Here is a 15,207-nt window from a genome sequence, read left to right on the forward strand (position 1 = left end):
AACCTAAAACGAATTGATATTTTGCTGGGTTACCCAAGCGAGCATTACTATTTAGCTAAATCAATGCACTTTGAAGAGAACTTAACGCAGCGTCCATTAACCGAATCCCCAGCGCTCAGTTATGGCTTTATTGGTTGTACTAAAAACGAGCAAGGCGCAAAAGACATTGCTATTCTTAATGAGCAGCTTAAAGTTATTAAAAAAATGCAGGCTTATAATGATTTACTCATGCGCTGGTTGCCCGAGCATTTAAGGCCTCTATTAAAATCACGTATTAATAGCGCAAAATAAGCAAATTCGAAGTCGCTTAATTTGAGTTTCTGTTAAGCAAAAAAAACGCCACAGTAAGTGGCGTTTATATATTTAATAATGGTATTACTGACGAACGCCTTCTATTGATAAAATAATATCAACATGGGTAGATGCAGGTCCTAAGTTGTAATCAATACCGTAATCGGTAAGTTTAAGGCTGGTTTCGCCCTCAAAACCTACGCGATAGCCGCCCCACGGATCTTTACCTTCGCCCACTTTATCTATTTCAAAAGTAATAGTGTTTGTTACGCCGTGCAGCGTAAACTCACCGGTTACATCAGCCTCTTCGCCGTCTTCATCAAATTTAATACTCGTGCTTTTAAATGTCGCTTTTGGGTATTTATCTACATTTAAAAAATCTTTACCATGTAAATGCTTATCGCGCTCTGCATGGTTAGAGTCAAGACTTGTGGTATCAATGTTTACCATAATTTTTGACGCATCAGGGTTTTTAGCATCGTAACTAAATGTGCCGTCAAAAGTATTAAAACGACCATATAACCAGCTGTAACCTAAGTGTTTAATTTTAAAGTTAACAGATGCATGCCCGCCTTTTGTATCAATTACATAATCAGCTGCATTGGCGGCTGTTGCCGATAACATCATTGCAGCCGAAACGGCTGTGCTTACTAATAATTTTTTCATTTTAATCATCCTTTAATGGTTTGATCATTCTAATTAAGGTTTTATCTTTATCGATAAAGTGATGCTTTAACGCCCCTAGTGCATGCAATACTGCAAACCCGATTAATGTGCACGCGCCGTAATAATGTACTTTTCCTGCAATATCGGCTTGGTCATCAAAGGCAAAATCAAGCGCTGATACATTAAATAAAGTAAATACTTCTATTGGACGCCCGTCTGCGGTTGATATTAAATACCCTGCAACAACAATAACAGCCAAAATAATATACATAGCAATATGCGCCGTATGCGCTAATTGGTTCATGCCTTTACTCTCACCTAATGGTTTAGGTTGTGTAGATAAAGCACGCCATAAAATTCTAAATAAAAATACGGCCACAAGCGTAATACCAATACTCTTATGTAAATCGAGTGAACCTTTATACCAGCTATCGTAATAAGTAAGCTCAACCATATATAAACCTAAACCAAACAGGCCAAAAATAGTCAGCGCCATGAGCCAATGTAAAATAATAGCGACAAGTCCGTAAGATGAAGGTGTATTTTTAAACATGTGTAACTTCCTATAATGCTATGACGTTACAATATAGTGCACAGCCATAAATGAAAATAACATTTACAAACACTTTACGTGCGTATACGCACAGAACTTTGATAATTAAAGTTAGTTTTAGAAGTTGAGGATTAAACAGATAGTTTTATAGGGTGGATTGTTCGCTTAAGCTGACATAAATTAAGCTCTCAGGGCTCACTTGCAAACAGGTAACAAGCCCTTCTTTAATGAGCTCAAGCATAGCTATAAAACTAACCACTACACCACTTCGCCCTTCATTTGGGGTAAAAAGCGCATTAAATACCAATGCCGAGTTTGCTTGCGATAGTTGCTGTAATATTTGGCTCATTCTCTCTCGGGTTGAGAGTACTTCAGCAGTAATTTGATGATGCTCAAACGTTTTTGCTCGCGCCATTACATCACTCAGCGCCAGCATTAAGTCTTTAAGTTCAATATCGGGGAGATTTTGACTTGTATCTTCACTTATTGGCATAGCGGCATGCGCTATAAAAATATCACGACCAACACGAGGAATATCGTCGAGATTTTCGGCGGCTTGTTTAAACAGCTCATACTCTTGCAGGCGTTTAATAAGCTCTGCGCGAGGATCTTCTTCCTCTTCAAGCTCTTCGTGTACAGGGAGTAATAAGCGCGACTTAATTTGCGCAAGTAACGCAGCCATTACTAAATATTCGCCAGCAAGTTCGAGTTGAAACTCGGTCATCATTTCTACATAACTTACGTACTGCTCTGTAATACTAAAAATAGAAAGTTCGAGTACATCAAGCTTATGCTTTTTAATTAAATAGAGCAGTAAATCGAGCGGGCCTTCAAAGGTTTCTAATATTATTTCGAGCGCGTCAGGTGGAATGTATAAATCTTCTGGTTTGTCTACAACCGCTTTACCATGCAAAAAAGCCAGTGGCAGCTTTTGCTGCACTGGCTTTTCACTATTTTTTGTATTCGCAGTGCTTTCGCTCACTCGCTATTACTCAAACGGGCTTGTATCACCACAGCCAACACGCAAAATCTTGACTTCATCTTCCGACAAATCGATTACCGTGGTTGCTTGCTCGGCTAAGTGGCCACCGTGAATAATTAAATCAACGTGTTTATCTAATCGCTCTAATATTTCATCAGGATCTGATTCTGTAAACTGCTCACCTGGTAAAATTAAAGAGCACGACATTAACGGCTCACCAAGTTCGGCGAGCAACGCACAAGCTATTGGGTGCTCAATTACACGCATGCCAATGGTTTTTTTCTTGTCGTTTAATAAACGTTTAGGGACTTCTTTTGTGCCTTTAAAAATAAAGGTATATGGCCCTGGCGTATTATTTTTTATTAACCTAAATAGCTGATTATCTACACGTGCGTAAGTAGATAGCTCCGATAAATCACGGCAAACTAGCGTAAAATTATCGTTTTTTTCAATACCACGAATACGCTCTATGCGCTCTTTGGCTTGCTTATTACCAATGTTACAACCGATGGCGTAGCCCGAATCTGTTGGGTAAACAACAACGCCGCCTTGTTTAATAATATCAACGGCTTGACTAATTAGTCTCGGTTGCGGGTTATCAGGATGAATATGAAATAATTGACTCATGTTAATGCCCCTTCTTCTCCTTCCCAAGCTTGCCAAACACCTTGGCAGTCTTTTGGTAGGTATAAATTTTTGCCAAGCTCTAAATAGCTTGTCGGAAAATGAAAATCAGACCCTTGCGAGCAAAGTAGTTCGTACTCACGGCTGAGTTCACCTAAAAATTGACGTTCGCTTGGCGCCTGTTGAGGTTGTGCAACTTCCATTGCGTCCCCTCCTACACTTTTAAATTCTACTAATAATTTGCGTAGCCACTTGTTTGACATTTGATAGCTACTTGGATGCGCTAGTACAGCAACACCACCAGCGGCATGTATGGCCTCAATAGCGGTTTGCATGGTGCACCAGCAACTTGGTACGTAGCCTGTTTTGCCACGCCCTAAGTACTTTTTAAAAACACCCGGGAAATTTTTAGCAACACCGCGCTCAATAAGGGCGCGCGCAAAATGTGCACGCGTTATTTGCGCGTCTTTTGCCAGCTCTTTAGCTTGCTCGTAAATGCCATCAAAGCCATTTTTTGCAAGGCGAACACCAATCTCTAGTGCACGCTCTTCTCGCTTTTGCTGCTGAGCTGATAATAAAGAGGTAAGGTCAATATTATTAATATCAATATTTAAACCTACAATATGAATTTCGAAGCTTTCCCATTTAGTAGACACTTCGGTACCCGTTATCAATGAAAGCGGTAAGTTTTCGGTTTTAATAAATTGCTGCGCAGGCTTAATAGCCGCCACAGTGTCATGATCGGTAATAGCAAACACATCAATATTTTTATCAACAGCGCGATGCAATAATTCTTCAACCGTTAAACGCCCGTCTGAATGTGTGGTATGGCTATGTAAATCATATTTTATCAAAAGAAAACTGCTTAAAATTAAGGGTTACTGGTGTTTATGTAAGTATAACAACTTTTTTGACTAAATTGTTTTAAATAAACACTTGACACAAAAGCATAAGATACGTTTTACTGTAGCCACTTTCAGACACATTAAGAATTAACAATAATGATCAATTCAAACTTAAACACTATTTGGTGGTGGCACTCGTAATTATCGGGTGATGAATTGTCGTGTCTAACAAAAATTCAAAACCCGCAACTATGCGGGTTTTTTTATAACTAAATTTTACGAAACGTATACGTTAAAAATATTTAACAAATTTTGAGGCAGAAAAACATGAATAACGGTCTTACTCTTACACATCGTTGGTGGTGGCGCCTGATATAGCGGGACGGTAATGATCTGTTTGTAATTTAGATATCGTTATTCAAACCCCGCATTGCTAAAGCATTGCGGGGTTTAATTTTTTGAGGGAATGAGGTTTGATTTTTAGTCATATAACTACCACACCAGGCGAAGTAACAAGCATTACGCAAGTACGCGACTATATTAGTAGTCCTCTTGCATTATACGCGGCACTTGATAAGCCTAACTCACTACTGCTTGAATCGGCTGAGATTGATTCTAAAGACAGTGTAAAAAGTTTAATTTTAGTCGACTGTGCACTGCGCATTGTATGCCAAGGTAAAACAGTTACTATTACTGCTCAATCTAATAATGGGCAACAGCTTCTAAGCTACTTGCAGGCAAATGTTAAAAGCTGTGACGCTACTTTAGACGGCGCAACACTTACCCTGTGTTATTTAGACACTAGCGGCGATACTGACGAAGCGAGTAAACTAATTGCAGATAATGCATTTAGCGCTCTGCGCACTTGTATTAACAGTATAAAAAGCACAACTAACAATCCATTTTCGTTATTTTTAGGCGGTGTATTTGCCTACGATATGGTAGCAAACTTTGAGCAGTTAAGTGATGTACCTGATGGCGAAAATACCTGCCCAGATTACGTATTTTATTTAGCCGAAACCTTAGTTGTTATTGATCATCAAAAACAAACAACCGAACTCATTGGTAATGTATTTAACGGCCCAGACGTACACGCTAACTGCTTTGAAGTAGGTAAAGAGCTAGAGCGATTAAATACACTGTGCGATAACGCTTCAGAATTTAGTGCAGATATGCAAAGTGGCGAATGTGAGGTAAGCGTTGATATAGACGATGACACTTACTGCGAGCAAGTAGTTAAGCTTAAAAAGAATATTGTAGACGGTGATATTTTTCAGGTAGTGCCATCGCGTACATTTTCACTACCTTGTCCTGACGCTTTGCATGCTTATAGCCAGCTTAAAAAGCAAAATCCAAGTCCGTATATGTTTTATATGCGCGATGAAGACTTTGCTTTATTTGGCGCATCGCCTGAATCAGCACTTAAATACACAGTGCAATCTCAGCAAGTTGAAGTATACCCAATTGCTGGCACTCGCCCACGTGGCAAATTTGCTAATGGGCAAATAAATCCAGACCTAGACAGCCGCATTGAGCTTGAACTTAGAAACGATCAAAAAGAGCGCGCCGAGCATTTAATGCTTGTCGATTTAGCCCGTAACGACGTAGCCCGCATTAGTGTTGCAGGTACTCGTTTTGCCAAAGAGCTATTAAAAGTAGACCGCTATTCACAAGTAATGCATTTAGTGTCACGCGTTGTTGGCACACTAAAACCCGAGCTTGATGCACTGCATGCTTACCAAGCGTGTATGAACATGGGCACGCTTGTTGGTGCACCAAAGGTTCGTGCTGCTGAGCTTGTTCGTCAAACAGAAGGTAAGCGCCGTGGCAGCTATGGCGGCGCAGTAGGTTACTTAACCGGTGATGGCGCAATGGATAGCTGTATTGTTATTCGCTCAGCTTTTGTTAAAAATAACAAAGCGTATGTGCAAGCAGGTGCCGGTGTGGTGTTTGACTCAGATCCTATTTCAGAAGCAAACGAAACTCGCGCTAAAGCACAAGCGGTTATCACCGCCATAAAATCTACGTATAAGGCGGTATAGAATGAGTAAAGCGAATCCTATCAAAATCTATTTTTTAGATAACTTTGACTCATTTACATATAACCTTGTTGATGAGCTTACGATGCTTGGCTGCGAACTGGTTGTTTACAGAAACAACATTAGCGCTGAGGTTATTTTTAACAAAATGCGCCAAGAGCAAGGCCAAGTGCTATTAGTACTTTCGCCTGGTCCTGGCACACCAAGCGATGCGGGCTGTTTAATGGAGCTTATTGAGCTCTCTAAAGGCCACTTCCCAATGCTAGGCATTTGTTTAGGCCAACAAGCATTAACACAAAGTTACGGTGGAGTAATCGGTCACGCGGGTGAAACCGTACATGGTAAGTCTTCAATTATTAATTTAGGCGAGCACCCTGTATTTGATGGAATGGGCAATACAATGCCTGTGGCACGTTACCATTCATTAATGGCAACAAAAGTGCCTGATAATATTGAGGTTATTGCCCAGTACGAAGATATCCCTATGGCTATTTATCATCATGATGACAACGCATTGGGTTACCAGTTTCATCCAGAATCAATACTAACGCCAAACGGCGCGATGCTACTTCAGCAAAGTGTCGCTTACTTAACACGCGCTAAATAAAAGAGGACATTATGAGTACACAACCAGAACAACCCATAAATGTTCAACACGCGATTGAGCAACTAATTACGGGGCAATCATTAAGCTACGCAGACGCCAAAGCGCTTTTTGATGAAATAATGCAAGGTAATATGAGTGAAATTGAGCTAACCGCCCTACTTATAAGCCTTAAAATTAAAGGCGAAGTAAGCGACGAAATTGCAGGCGCTGCAGCCTCAATGCGCGAAAACGCCGTTGCTTTTACTACCAGCAGTACGCAACTTGCCGATAGCTGTGGCACTGGTGGCGATGGTTCAAACACAATTAATATAAGTACAACGGCTGCAATTGTTGCCGCTGCTGCCGGTATTAACATGGTAAAACATGGTAATCGCAGTGTATCGAGTAATTCAGGCTCTGCCGATTTACTCAAAGCCCTGGGCATTAATATAGATATGAGCCCAGAGCAAGCAGCAAAATGTCTTGAGCAAACCAATTTTACCTTTTTGTTTGCACCGCACTATCACAGTGGCGTACGCCATGCGATGGGCGTACGAACATCGCTTAAAACACGCACTATTTTTAATATTTTAGGTCCGCTTGCTAACCCTGCAGCACCTGAAGTGCAATTACTCGGCGTCTATAACGAAGCGTTGTGTATGCCAATGGCACAAACACTTAAAACCCTTGGCACAAAGCGCGCTATGATTGTTCACGGCTCGGGCACTGACGAAATAGCCCTACACGGCCCAACAACGGTAGTTGAGCTAAATAATGGCGAGCTTACACAGTACACACTAAACCCAAGCGACTTTGACCTTGCAAACTATTCACTTGAACAACTCGCTGGTGAAGGCCCACAATACAACGCAAATGCTAGCCTTGCCATCTTACAAGGCAAAGGCACAGATGCACATAATGCTGCCATTGTGGTTAACGTAGCTGCCCTTTTATACCTAACAGGTAAAGCAGAAACGTTAAAAGAAGGGGCAAAGCAAGTACAAACATTATTAAGTTCAGGGCAAGCCATGAACACACTAAGTGCAATTATTGAGGTAAGTAATGGCTAATGTATTAGACAAAATTGTTGCTGATAAAAAATTAGAACTAATTGAGAGAAAAGCTGCGCGCCCGCTTGAAAGCTTTAGGCATCTTGCAGTGCCTACAAGCCGTAGCTTTTATAAAGAACTTGCAGCACCTGGCACACAGTTTATTTTAGAGTGTAAAAAAGCATCGCCTTCAAAAGGGTTAATTAGAGAGCCTTTTGATTTAACTGAAATTACTTCAGTTTATAAAAAATATGCTACATGCATGAGTGTGTTAACTGATGCTAAATATTTTCAAGGCAGCTTTGACTACCTCGAATTTGTGCGCAGCCAAGTAGAACAACCTCTTATCTGTAAAGACTTTTTTATAGACGAGTACCAAGTGTATATGGCACGTATTTATGGTGGTGACGCTATATTACTGATGCTTTCGGTACTCGATGACGAAAGCTATAAAGCACTGCATGCTGTTGCCGATTCACTTAATATGTCGGTTTTAACCGAAGTAAGTAATGAAGAAGAAGTACACCGCGCACTTGCGCTTGATGCACAAATTATTGGTATTAATAACCGCGATTTACGCGATTTAAGCACCGATTTAGCCACTACTGAAAAACTACGAAAGCTTATTCCGGCTGATAAAGTGGTTATTTCGGAATCGGGTATTTACACCCATCAAGACGTAAAACGTTTAGCTCCATTATGCGATGGCTTTTTAATTGGCAGCTCACTTATGGGCGAGCGTGATTTAGAGCAAGCATGTCGCCGTGTTATTTTAGGCGACAATAAAGTATGTGGTTTAACACGTAGCCAAGATGCACAAGCGGCATATCAAAACGGTGCTGTTTATGGTGGTTTAATTTTTCATCCTAAATCGCCTCGCTATGTCGATTTAGATTGTGCAAGAGAGCTGAGCCAAAGCGCACCACTTAACTTTGTTGGTGTATTTGTAGATGCTCCCATTGAGCAAGTTGCTCAATACGCAAGTGTGCTAAAATTAGCGGCAGTTCAATTACATGGCCAAGAAAGTGACGATTACATTGCTGCGCTGCGTACACAACTTCCAACTAATTGCGAAATTTGGAAAGCCCAAGCAATAAAAGATGCATTGCCAACGCCTGTAAATGGGGTTGATCGACACCTTTACGATACGCACAGTGATACACAAGCTGGCGGTACTGGTAAAGCATTTGATTGGTCGGTGCTTAGCGGCGCAACTACACCATTTATGCTCGCTGGAGGCTTAAATCCAGACAATATTAAAGATGCGCTTTTTAAAGGTGCCTTAGGCCTTGACTTAAACTCAGGCGTTGAAGAATCTGCGGGTAAAAAGTGCCCTAACAAGTTACATAATGCTTTCACAAGCATCAGAAATTATTGAGGTTAAAATGCAAAATCCAGCTTATTTTGGCGAGTTTGGCGGTATGTTTGTACCCGAGTTACTTGTCCCTGCGCTTAAGCAGTTAGAAAATGAATTTAACAAAGCACAAAAAGATCCTGAGTTTCAGGCAGAGCTAAGTAAATTATTAAACGAGTATGCGGGTCGTCCTACCCCACTTACTTTAACGCGCAATTTAGTTAAAAATCCAAAAGTAAAACTGTACCTAAAGCGTGAAGACTTACTACACGGCGGCGCACATAAAACAAACCAAGTACTTGGTCAGGCGTTACTTACTAAGCGTATGGGTAAAAAACAAGTTATTGCTGAAACAGGTGCCGGTCAACACGGTGTTGCAACAGCGCTTGCATGTGCCTTACTGGGTTTAAAATGTCGTATTTATATGGGCGCAAAAGACGTTGAACGTCAGCAACCTAACGTATTTAGAATGAAGTTAATGGGCGCAGAAGTTATTCCGGTAACAGCGGGTTCTGGCACATTAAAAGATGCAGTAAATGAAGCGCTGCGTGACTGGTCAGCAAATTACCAAGACGCACATTACCTACTAGGTACAGCTGCGGGTCCTCACCCATTCCCAACAATTGTACGCGAGTATCAAAAAATTATTGGTGAAGAAGCTAAGCAACAAGTACTTAAAGCAGAAGGTCGTTTACCTGACGCTGTTATTGCCTGTGTTGGTGGTGGTTCAAACGCAATTGGTATGTTTACTGACTTTATTGACGAGCCAGGCGTTAAATTAATTGGTGTTGAGCCTGCTGGTAAAGGGCTTGATACAAATGAGCACGGTGCAACAATTTGTAAAGGCACAAAAGGCATATTGCACGGTACTTATACGTACATTATGCAAAATGATGATGGCCAAATTGAAGAGTCTTACTCTGTATCAGCGGGTCTTGATTACCCAGCTGTTGGTCCTCAACATGCATTTTTACACGAAACTGGTCGCGCTCAATACGTGGGTATTACCGATACAGAAGCGCTTGATGCGTTTCAGTCGCTTGCTAAAAATGAAGGGATTATTCCGGCGCTTGAATCAAGCCATGCGTTAGCTTATGCGCTTAAGTACGCAGAGGAGCTAACCGAGGAAAGTGTTATAGTGATTAATTTAAGTGGTCGTGGCGATAAAGATTTAGCACACGTTCACAATGTACTAACTGAAAGAGGTCAGCTATGAGCCAAGTAAAAACGGATCGTTACGGCAAAATGTTTGCAGCGCTTAACGAGCAAAAACAAGGTGCGTTTGTACCATTTGTAACGATTGGCGACCCAGGTAAAGAGCAAAGTATTGCGATTATTAAAAGTCTAATTGACGGCGGCGCTGATGCGCTTGAACTTGGTATTCCGTTTTCAGACCCAATTGCAGATGGTCCAGTAATTCAAAAAGCTAATATTCGCGCCCTCGATGTGCACATTAATACACAAGATTGCTTTGATATTATTAAAGAAATACGTGAGTATAATGCCGATATTCCAATTGGCTTATTATTGTATTCAAACCTTGTGTTTAAACGTGGTATTGAAGCATTTTATAAAGATGCAAAAGCAGTAGGCGTAGACTCAATTTTAGTGGCTGATGTGCCTCTGCATGAATCTAAAATGTTTAGAAAGTCAGCAATGGATAACGGTGTAGACCCAATTTTTATTGCAACACCAAATGCAGATGACGACACACTTCGCCAGTGTGCCTCTTACGGTCGTGGTTATACGTATTTACTATCGCGCGCAGGTGTTACCGGTACCGATACTAAAGCACAAATGCCTGCTGGTAATATTGTTACTAAATTAAAAGAATACCATGCAGCCCCTGCTCTTTTAGGGTTTGGTATTTCAACGCCAGATGATGTAAAAGCGGCTCTTAATGCAGGAGCAGCCGGTGCTATTTCAGGCTCTGCTGTAGTTAAAATTATTGAAGCTAACCTTAATGATTTACCTGTAATGACCGCGCATCTAAAAGCTTTTGTAGCCGATATGAAAGCAGCTACATCGCTATAATCTAACTAGGGCGTGTTTTATACGCATTAAAAAAAGGGCATTTTAAATGCCCTTTTTTGTTTTTTAAAATCAAACGCTGTATCAATAACCAAACGTTTTAAAAAAGAAAATTAGTGAGCTTGGTGTTTACCCTCTAAAATCTCTTCAATAAATTTAGCATTAAATGCTTCTAAATCGGCGGGGCTTCGGCTCGTTACTAAGCCTTTATCTACACATACTTCTTGGTCAACCCAATTGGCACCTGCATTAATTAAGTCGCTTTTAATACTTGGAAAAGAGGTAATAGTACGGTCGCGCAGTTTATTAATTTCAGCTAGTAACCACGGTGCATGGCAAATTGCAGCAACGGGTTTATTTTTTTCTGCGCCAAAAAAGCCATCAATAAAGGCTTTAGCATCTTTATCTTGGCGTAAACTGTCTGGGTTAAATAAACCACCAGGTAGCATAAGCGCGTCGTAATCAGCGGGGTCTGCGTTTGTGACTAGTTTATCTACTGTTACTTTATCGCCCCACTTGTCTTCATCCCAGCCCGTAATTTGGCCTTCTTTAATTGATACTATTTCGATGTTTGCACCGGCATCAAGTAATGCGCTGCGTGGAGATAAAAGCTCACTTTGCTCAAACCCATCAGTGGCTAAAATTGCAATTTTTTTGCCTTGTAAACGCGTGCTTGTTTGTAATGTACTCATTGAGATCTCCTTATATTATACCAACCTGCATAAATCTTTGAGCAATTTAACGAATTAAATCGCACTATAACGTCGTTAAAAACCTTTCATTTAGAACAACTAAATACGAAAAATTTTTGCCTTGTTCTAGCGTGATTTTCTTAACGTTCAATAGACCCCATATATCAGCAGACTGGTATTGTTTAAAAATATGTTCGAAACACACAGTTAAACAGCATAATGCGTGCCGATAACAAGCACTTGAAAATTAAGGATTTAATGTCTGTGGGATTTATAATGCCATGTAAATCATTTAGAGATTATGAATAATCTACATAGGTGCGAATTTATTTCCATCTCATATAATTTAAAGTCACCAAACGCGAGGTGTAAAACCTCACCTACAACATATACCCGTAGGTGCGAATTTACTTCGCGCTCATGTAACTTATCTATCAATACGGGGTTTAAAACCTTAAATAAATTTAAAGCAGATCTTTTAACGCCTTAGCCGGTTTAAAAACCGCTTTATTAGCGCCTTCTATTTCAATTGCTGCACCTGTTTGCGGGTTACGCCCAGTACGCGCTGGGTAGTAACTTAGTGCGAACGTACCAAAGCCATTAATTTGAACCTGATCGCCCTCAGAAAGCGATTTAGTAATTACTTTTTGCAAGCTTGAAAGCGCCGCTTGAGAATCTTTTTTTGTTAATTCACTTTTGTGTGCAATGGCAGCAACGAGTTCTGCTTTATTCATTTTAGGCTCCTAAATACACGCCAAATCAGTGTTGGTTAAGCGTGGGAATATGATGATATAAAAAATACCAAACCAAATTGGCAATAAAGCCACGCAGGCTAAGGGTTACAGGGCAACAAGTCAACCTTGTAGTTGCTAAGCTTTATGTGGTAAAAAGCCTTTGACTCTTTTTTGTATAATTTAGGTAAGCTATGCACGCATTAATTGAATACATCCCACTCATACTGTTTTTTGCAGTTTTTAAGCTAGTCGATATTTACTGGGCTACCGGTTTATTAATGGCCACTACGCTCATTCAAGTTGCTTATAGCTACTTTAAACATGGAGCTGTGCCTACTCGTCAGTGGATATTTTTTGGCATTGCTGCTGTGTTTGGTACGTTAACGCTGGTACTTCATGATGAGCAATACATAAAATGGAAAGCAACACTCATATACGCAGGTTTAAGCTTAACGTTACTTGTTAGCCGTTATGTACTTAAGAAAAATCTCGTTAAAAAAGCGCTTAGCTCAATCCTCGAAAATGCTAATGATACAAAACAAGCCATTGTTGTCCCAGAACCATTATGGGATAAGCTTAACCTAATGTGGGTTGCTATAACTGCTGGCATCGCAGCACTAAACATTTATATTGCATATAATTTTTCGCTCGACTTTTGGGTTAATTTTAAAGTGTTTGGTTTAATGGGTATTACCTTTGTAAGTATTTTTGCCACTATTATTGCCTTGTACAAATACCTCCCTAGTGAAGAAGAACCAGCAAAGTAAGCCCCCTCGTCATAAAAATGTCGTCTTAGCTTGATAGTTTATTAAAAAAACAAGTTGAGACGACCTTGAACGCCAATCAATATCGCTGGTTTGAATTTACCCTCATTTTTGTGTTACTACCCTTATTGGGTTTTGTATTACGCGAGTATTTAGCTAACTGGCTTATTCCTGCGCTTATTATTTTAATGAGCGTGTGTTGTATGTTGCTACTGGGCGATCCCCACTTTAAACGTTTTAGGCTTACAAGCCTTGGGCAATTTTCTGCTGTTAAAAAACGTGTGTTTAGCTTCTTTTTTTTAGGTGCACTGTTCTCAGGTATGTTTTACGGGATTATTCATCAGGGCAACTGGTTTACCCTTCCCCGCAACTCGTTTAATGATTGGCTTTTACTGTTGCTACTCTACCCAATACTGTCGGTTATTCCTCAAGAGTTAATATTCAGAACGTATTTTTTTCATCGTTATAAACGCATCATGCCCCAAAAAGCAGTGCGTATTGTAGTTAGTGCGAGTGTATTTGCGTTAGCGCATATTGTGTATGCAAATTGGTTTGCAGTAGGTTTAGCATTTTTAGGTGGCTTACTGTTTGCCTATACCTATGCACAAAGCCGCTCAACCGTCGTGTGTGTTATTGAGCATAGTTTATGGGGGATATGGATGTTTACACTCGGGATCGGCAGCTACCTTGATTCAGGCACTATGAGTTAGTGCTGTTTTGTTATTAATTATGACAATAATGAAAGCACAAAGCGCATAAGTATTTTGATGCTGTAAATTAATCACAATACTTATGCGATGGCTGTACGATAGTTATTAATGAGGAACTACTGAGGGACTCTTACAACCCCTTCCATTAATACCCGTGCACTTCGGCTCATACTTGCTTTGGTAACTAGCCAGTTGCCTGCATTATTTTTAGCTTCAGCACCTACTTTTAGCGTACCTGACGGGTGACCAAAGTTAACTTCACTCAATACACCGCCACCTGCGGCTATATTAACGAGTGTGCCTTCAATCGCGGCAGCAGTGCCAATAGCAACCGCAGCTGTGCCCATCATGGCATGATGCAGCTTACCCATCGACATAGCGCGCACGAGTAAGTTAATATTTGCAGCCTCAATAAGCTTACCGCTAGACGCTGTATAATCTAAAGGCGCTGCAACAAACGCAACCTTAGGCGTATGTTGGCGAGCTTGCGCTTCACTAATGTTAGTGATTAAACCCATTTTAACAGCGCCATAAGCACGAATGGTTTCAAGCTTTTCAAGCGCTGCAACATCGTTATTTATATCGTCTTGCAGCTCTGTGCCGGTATAACCAATATCAGTGGCGTTAATAAATATGGTAGGAATACCTGCATTTATCATTGTTGCTTTTAAAGTACCAACACCCGGTACTTCTAAATCATCAACTACATTACCAGTTGGAAATAACGCGCCATCGCCATCAGCGGGGTCAATAAATTCAAGTTTTACTTCAGCTGCTGCAAATGTAACGCCATCGAGCTCAAAGTCGCCGGTTTCTTGTACTTCGCCATTTGTCATGGGGACATGCACTAATATGCTTTTTTTAATATTAGCCTGCCACACACGCACGATAGCAACACCGTTATCGGGTACTCTGCTTTTATCGACCAAACCATTACTAATGGCAAAAGCACCCACTGCTGAGGTTAAGTTACCGCAGTTACCGCTCCAATCTACAAAAGGTTTATCTATCGCCACTTGACCAAATAAATAATCTACATCGTGGTCAGTTTGCTCACTTTTACTTAAAATTACAGTTTTACTGGTACTTGATGTAGCACCACCCATGCCATCCGTTTGCTTAGCATACGGATCGGGGCTGCCAATAACACGCAGTAATAAATTATCCCGCGCCTCGCCTGCTACTTGAGCAGGCTTTGGCAAATCAGTTAAATTAAAAAACACACCTTTACTGGTGCCGCCACGCATATAGGTTGCAGGCACTTTAATCTGCGGTTTAAACATAATG

General features: G+C 40.6%; 16 protein-coding genes and 1 pseudogene. 9 read left to right on the forward strand and 8 right to left on the reverse strand.

The window, feature by feature from the left end; translation table 11 throughout:
• Window positions 1–291, forward strand: a pseudogene (locus CXF89_RS07215) (hypothetical protein); the annotation flags it as partial.
• 84 nt (window positions 292–375) lie between these two features.
• Here CXF89_RS07215 and CXF89_RS07220 read toward each other — a convergent pair.
• The 5 genes from CXF89_RS07220 to CXF89_RS07240 form a co-directional block, all read right to left on the reverse strand.
• Window positions 376–957 carry a YceI family protein gene (locus tag CXF89_RS07220; RefSeq protein WP_007582505.1) on the reverse strand — a complete coding sequence of 194 codons (582 nt, stop codon included), beginning with the start codon at window positions 955–957 and terminating at the stop codon, window positions 376–378.
• A 1-nt stretch (window position 958) separates the two neighbouring features.
• Entirely contained in the window at window positions 959–1,510 is a 552-nt protein-coding gene (locus CXF89_RS07225; RefSeq protein ID WP_002961572.1) for a cytochrome b, read from the reverse strand.
• A gap of 145 nt (window positions 1,511–1,655) precedes the next feature.
• Window positions 1,656–2,492, reverse strand: coding sequence for a segregation and condensation protein A (locus CXF89_RS07230; RefSeq protein WP_101163607.1), 837 nt, complete (start codon window positions 2,490–2,492; stop codon window positions 1,656–1,658).
• Window positions 2,493–2,498: 6 nt separating this feature from the next.
• Window positions 2,499–3,119, reverse strand: coding sequence for an L-threonylcarbamoyladenylate synthase (locus tag CXF89_RS07235; protein ID WP_024590418.1), 621 nt, complete (start codon window positions 3,117–3,119; stop codon window positions 2,499–2,501).
• Window positions 3,116–3,970 carry an RNase RNM gene (locus tag CXF89_RS07240; RefSeq protein WP_024590417.1) on the reverse strand — a complete coding sequence of 285 codons (855 nt, stop codon included), beginning with the start codon at window positions 3,968–3,970 and terminating at the stop codon, window positions 3,116–3,118. The genes CXF89_RS07235 and CXF89_RS07240 overlap by 4 nt, the downstream gene beginning before the upstream one ends.
• Before the next feature lie 464 nt (window positions 3,971–4,434).
• Here CXF89_RS07240 and CXF89_RS07245 point away from each other — a divergent pair, with 464 nt between their 5' ends.
• Genes CXF89_RS07245 through trpA form a run of 6 tightly spaced genes read left to right on the forward strand, consistent with a single transcriptional unit; the run spans window position 4,435 to window position 11,023 of the window.
• Window positions 4,435–6,003 carry an anthranilate synthase component 1 gene (locus CXF89_RS07245; protein ID WP_007582499.1) on the forward strand — a complete coding sequence of 523 codons (1,569 nt, stop codon included), beginning with the start codon at window positions 4,435–4,437 and terminating at the stop codon, window positions 6,001–6,003.
• Window position 6,004: 1 nt separating this feature from the next.
• Entirely contained in the window at window positions 6,005–6,607 is a 603-nt protein-coding gene (locus CXF89_RS07250) for an aminodeoxychorismate/anthranilate synthase component II (RefSeq protein ID WP_007582498.1), read from the forward strand.
• An 11-nt stretch (window positions 6,608–6,618) separates the two neighbouring features.
• Window positions 6,619–7,656, forward strand: coding sequence for an anthranilate phosphoribosyltransferase (gene trpD / locus CXF89_RS07255; protein ID WP_101216721.1), 1,038 nt, complete (start codon window positions 6,619–6,621; stop codon window positions 7,654–7,656).
• The gene (gene trpCF, locus CXF89_RS07260) at window positions 7,649–9,013 is read left to right on the forward strand and encodes a bifunctional indole-3-glycerol-phosphate synthase TrpC/phosphoribosylanthranilate isomerase TrpF (RefSeq protein WP_121954217.1); all 1,365 of its coding nucleotides are present in this window, start codon (window positions 7,649–7,651) and stop codon (window positions 9,011–9,013) included. Before trpD ends, trpCF begins: the two co-directional genes overlap by 8 nt.
• Before the next feature lie 7 nt (window positions 9,014–9,020).
• On the forward strand, window positions 9,021–10,205 hold the full coding sequence (gene trpB, locus CXF89_RS07265; RefSeq protein ID WP_010554212.1) for a tryptophan synthase subunit beta: 1,185 nt from the start codon (window positions 9,021–9,023) through the stop codon (window positions 10,203–10,205).
• The gene (gene trpA, locus CXF89_RS07270) at window positions 10,202–11,023 is read left to right on the forward strand and encodes a tryptophan synthase subunit alpha (protein ID WP_121954218.1); all 822 of its coding nucleotides are present in this window, start codon (window positions 10,202–10,204) and stop codon (window positions 11,021–11,023) included. The genes trpB and trpA overlap by 4 nt, the downstream gene beginning before the upstream one ends.
• Window positions 11,024–11,133: 110 nt before the next feature.
• On the opposite strand, the gene CXF89_RS07275 is transcribed toward trpA, so the two are convergent.
• Together CXF89_RS07275 and CXF89_RS07280 are read right to left on the reverse strand one after the other, a co-directional pair.
• A complete protein-coding gene (locus CXF89_RS07275) occupies window positions 11,134–11,712 on the reverse strand; it encodes a type 1 glutamine amidotransferase domain-containing protein (RefSeq protein WP_007582489.1) in 579 nt (192 codons plus the stop codon).
• 464 nt (window positions 11,713–12,176) lie between these two features.
• Window positions 12,177–12,446: an HU family DNA-binding protein gene (locus tag CXF89_RS07280; protein ID WP_007375441.1), complete on the reverse strand. Its 270-nt coding sequence runs from the start codon at window positions 12,444–12,446 to the stop codon at window positions 12,177–12,179.
• 191 nt (window positions 12,447–12,637) lie between these two features.
• On the opposite strand from CXF89_RS07280, the gene CXF89_RS07285 reads away from it, so the two are divergent.
• Window positions 12,638–13,213 carry an inner membrane-spanning protein YciB gene (locus CXF89_RS07285; protein WP_121954219.1) on the forward strand — a complete coding sequence of 192 codons (576 nt, stop codon included), beginning with the start codon at window positions 12,638–12,640 and terminating at the stop codon, window positions 13,211–13,213.
• Between the two features lie 65 nt (window positions 13,214–13,278).
• Window positions 13,279–13,920: a CPBP family intramembrane glutamic endopeptidase gene (locus tag CXF89_RS07290; protein ID WP_121954220.1), complete on the forward strand. Its 642-nt coding sequence runs from the start codon at window positions 13,279–13,281 to the stop codon at window positions 13,918–13,920.
• A gap of 116 nt (window positions 13,921–14,036) precedes the next feature.
• Here the strand turns inward: CXF89_RS07290 and prpF are convergent, their stop codons facing one another.
• The gene (gene prpF, locus CXF89_RS07295) at window positions 14,037–15,203 is read right to left on the reverse strand and encodes a 2-methylaconitate cis-trans isomerase PrpF (protein ID WP_121954221.1); all 1,167 of its coding nucleotides are present in this window, start codon (window positions 15,201–15,203) and stop codon (window positions 14,037–14,039) included.
• Window positions 15,204–15,207: the final 4 nt, after the last annotated feature.

Source organism: Pseudoalteromonas sp. MelDa3 (assembly GCF_002863625.1).
In the GTDB taxonomy this organism is placed as follows: Bacteria; Pseudomonadota; Gammaproteobacteria; order Enterobacterales; family Alteromonadaceae; genus Pseudoalteromonas; species Pseudoalteromonas arctica.

What these genes read in the sequence shown, in the direction of transcription:
- CXF89_RS07220 (WP_007582505.1), bottom strand. Translation starts at nt 957, where the DNA reads ATGAAAAAATTATTAGTAAGCACAGCCGTTTCGGCTGCAATGATGTTA.
- CXF89_RS07225 (WP_002961572.1), bottom strand. Translation starts at nt 1,510, where the DNA reads ATGTTTAAAAATACACCTTCATCTTACGGACTTGTCGCTATTATTTTA.
- CXF89_RS07235 (WP_024590418.1), bottom strand. Translation starts at nt 3,119, where the DNA reads ATGAGTCAATTATTTCATATTCATCCTGATAACCCGCAACCGAGACTA.
- CXF89_RS07250 (WP_007582498.1), top strand. Translation starts at nt 6,005, where the DNA reads ATGAGTAAAGCGAATCCTATCAAAATCTATTTTTTAGATAACTTTGAC.
- trpD (WP_101216721.1), top strand. Translation starts at nt 6,619, where the DNA reads ATGAGTACACAACCAGAACAACCCATAAATGTTCAACACGCGATTGAG.
- trpCF (WP_121954217.1), top strand. Translation starts at nt 7,649, where the DNA reads ATGGCTAATGTATTAGACAAAATTGTTGCTGATAAAAAATTAGAACTA.
- trpB (WP_010554212.1), top strand. Translation starts at nt 9,021, where the DNA reads ATGCAAAATCCAGCTTATTTTGGCGAGTTTGGCGGTATGTTTGTACCC.
- trpA (WP_121954218.1), top strand. Translation starts at nt 10,202, where the DNA reads ATGAGCCAAGTAAAAACGGATCGTTACGGCAAAATGTTTGCAGCGCTT.
- CXF89_RS07275 (WP_007582489.1), bottom strand. Translation starts at nt 11,712, where the DNA reads ATGAGTACATTACAAACAAGCACGCGTTTACAAGGCAAAAAAATTGCA.
- CXF89_RS07280 (WP_007375441.1), bottom strand. Translation starts at nt 12,446, where the DNA reads ATGAATAAAGCAGAACTCGTTGCTGCCATTGCACACAAAAGTGAATTA.
- CXF89_RS07285 (WP_121954219.1), top strand. Translation starts at nt 12,638, where the DNA reads ATGCACGCATTAATTGAATACATCCCACTCATACTGTTTTTTGCAGTT.
- prpF (WP_121954221.1), bottom strand. Translation starts at nt 15,203, where the DNA reads ATGTTTAAACCGCAGATTAAAGTGCCTGCAACCTATATGCGTGGCGGC.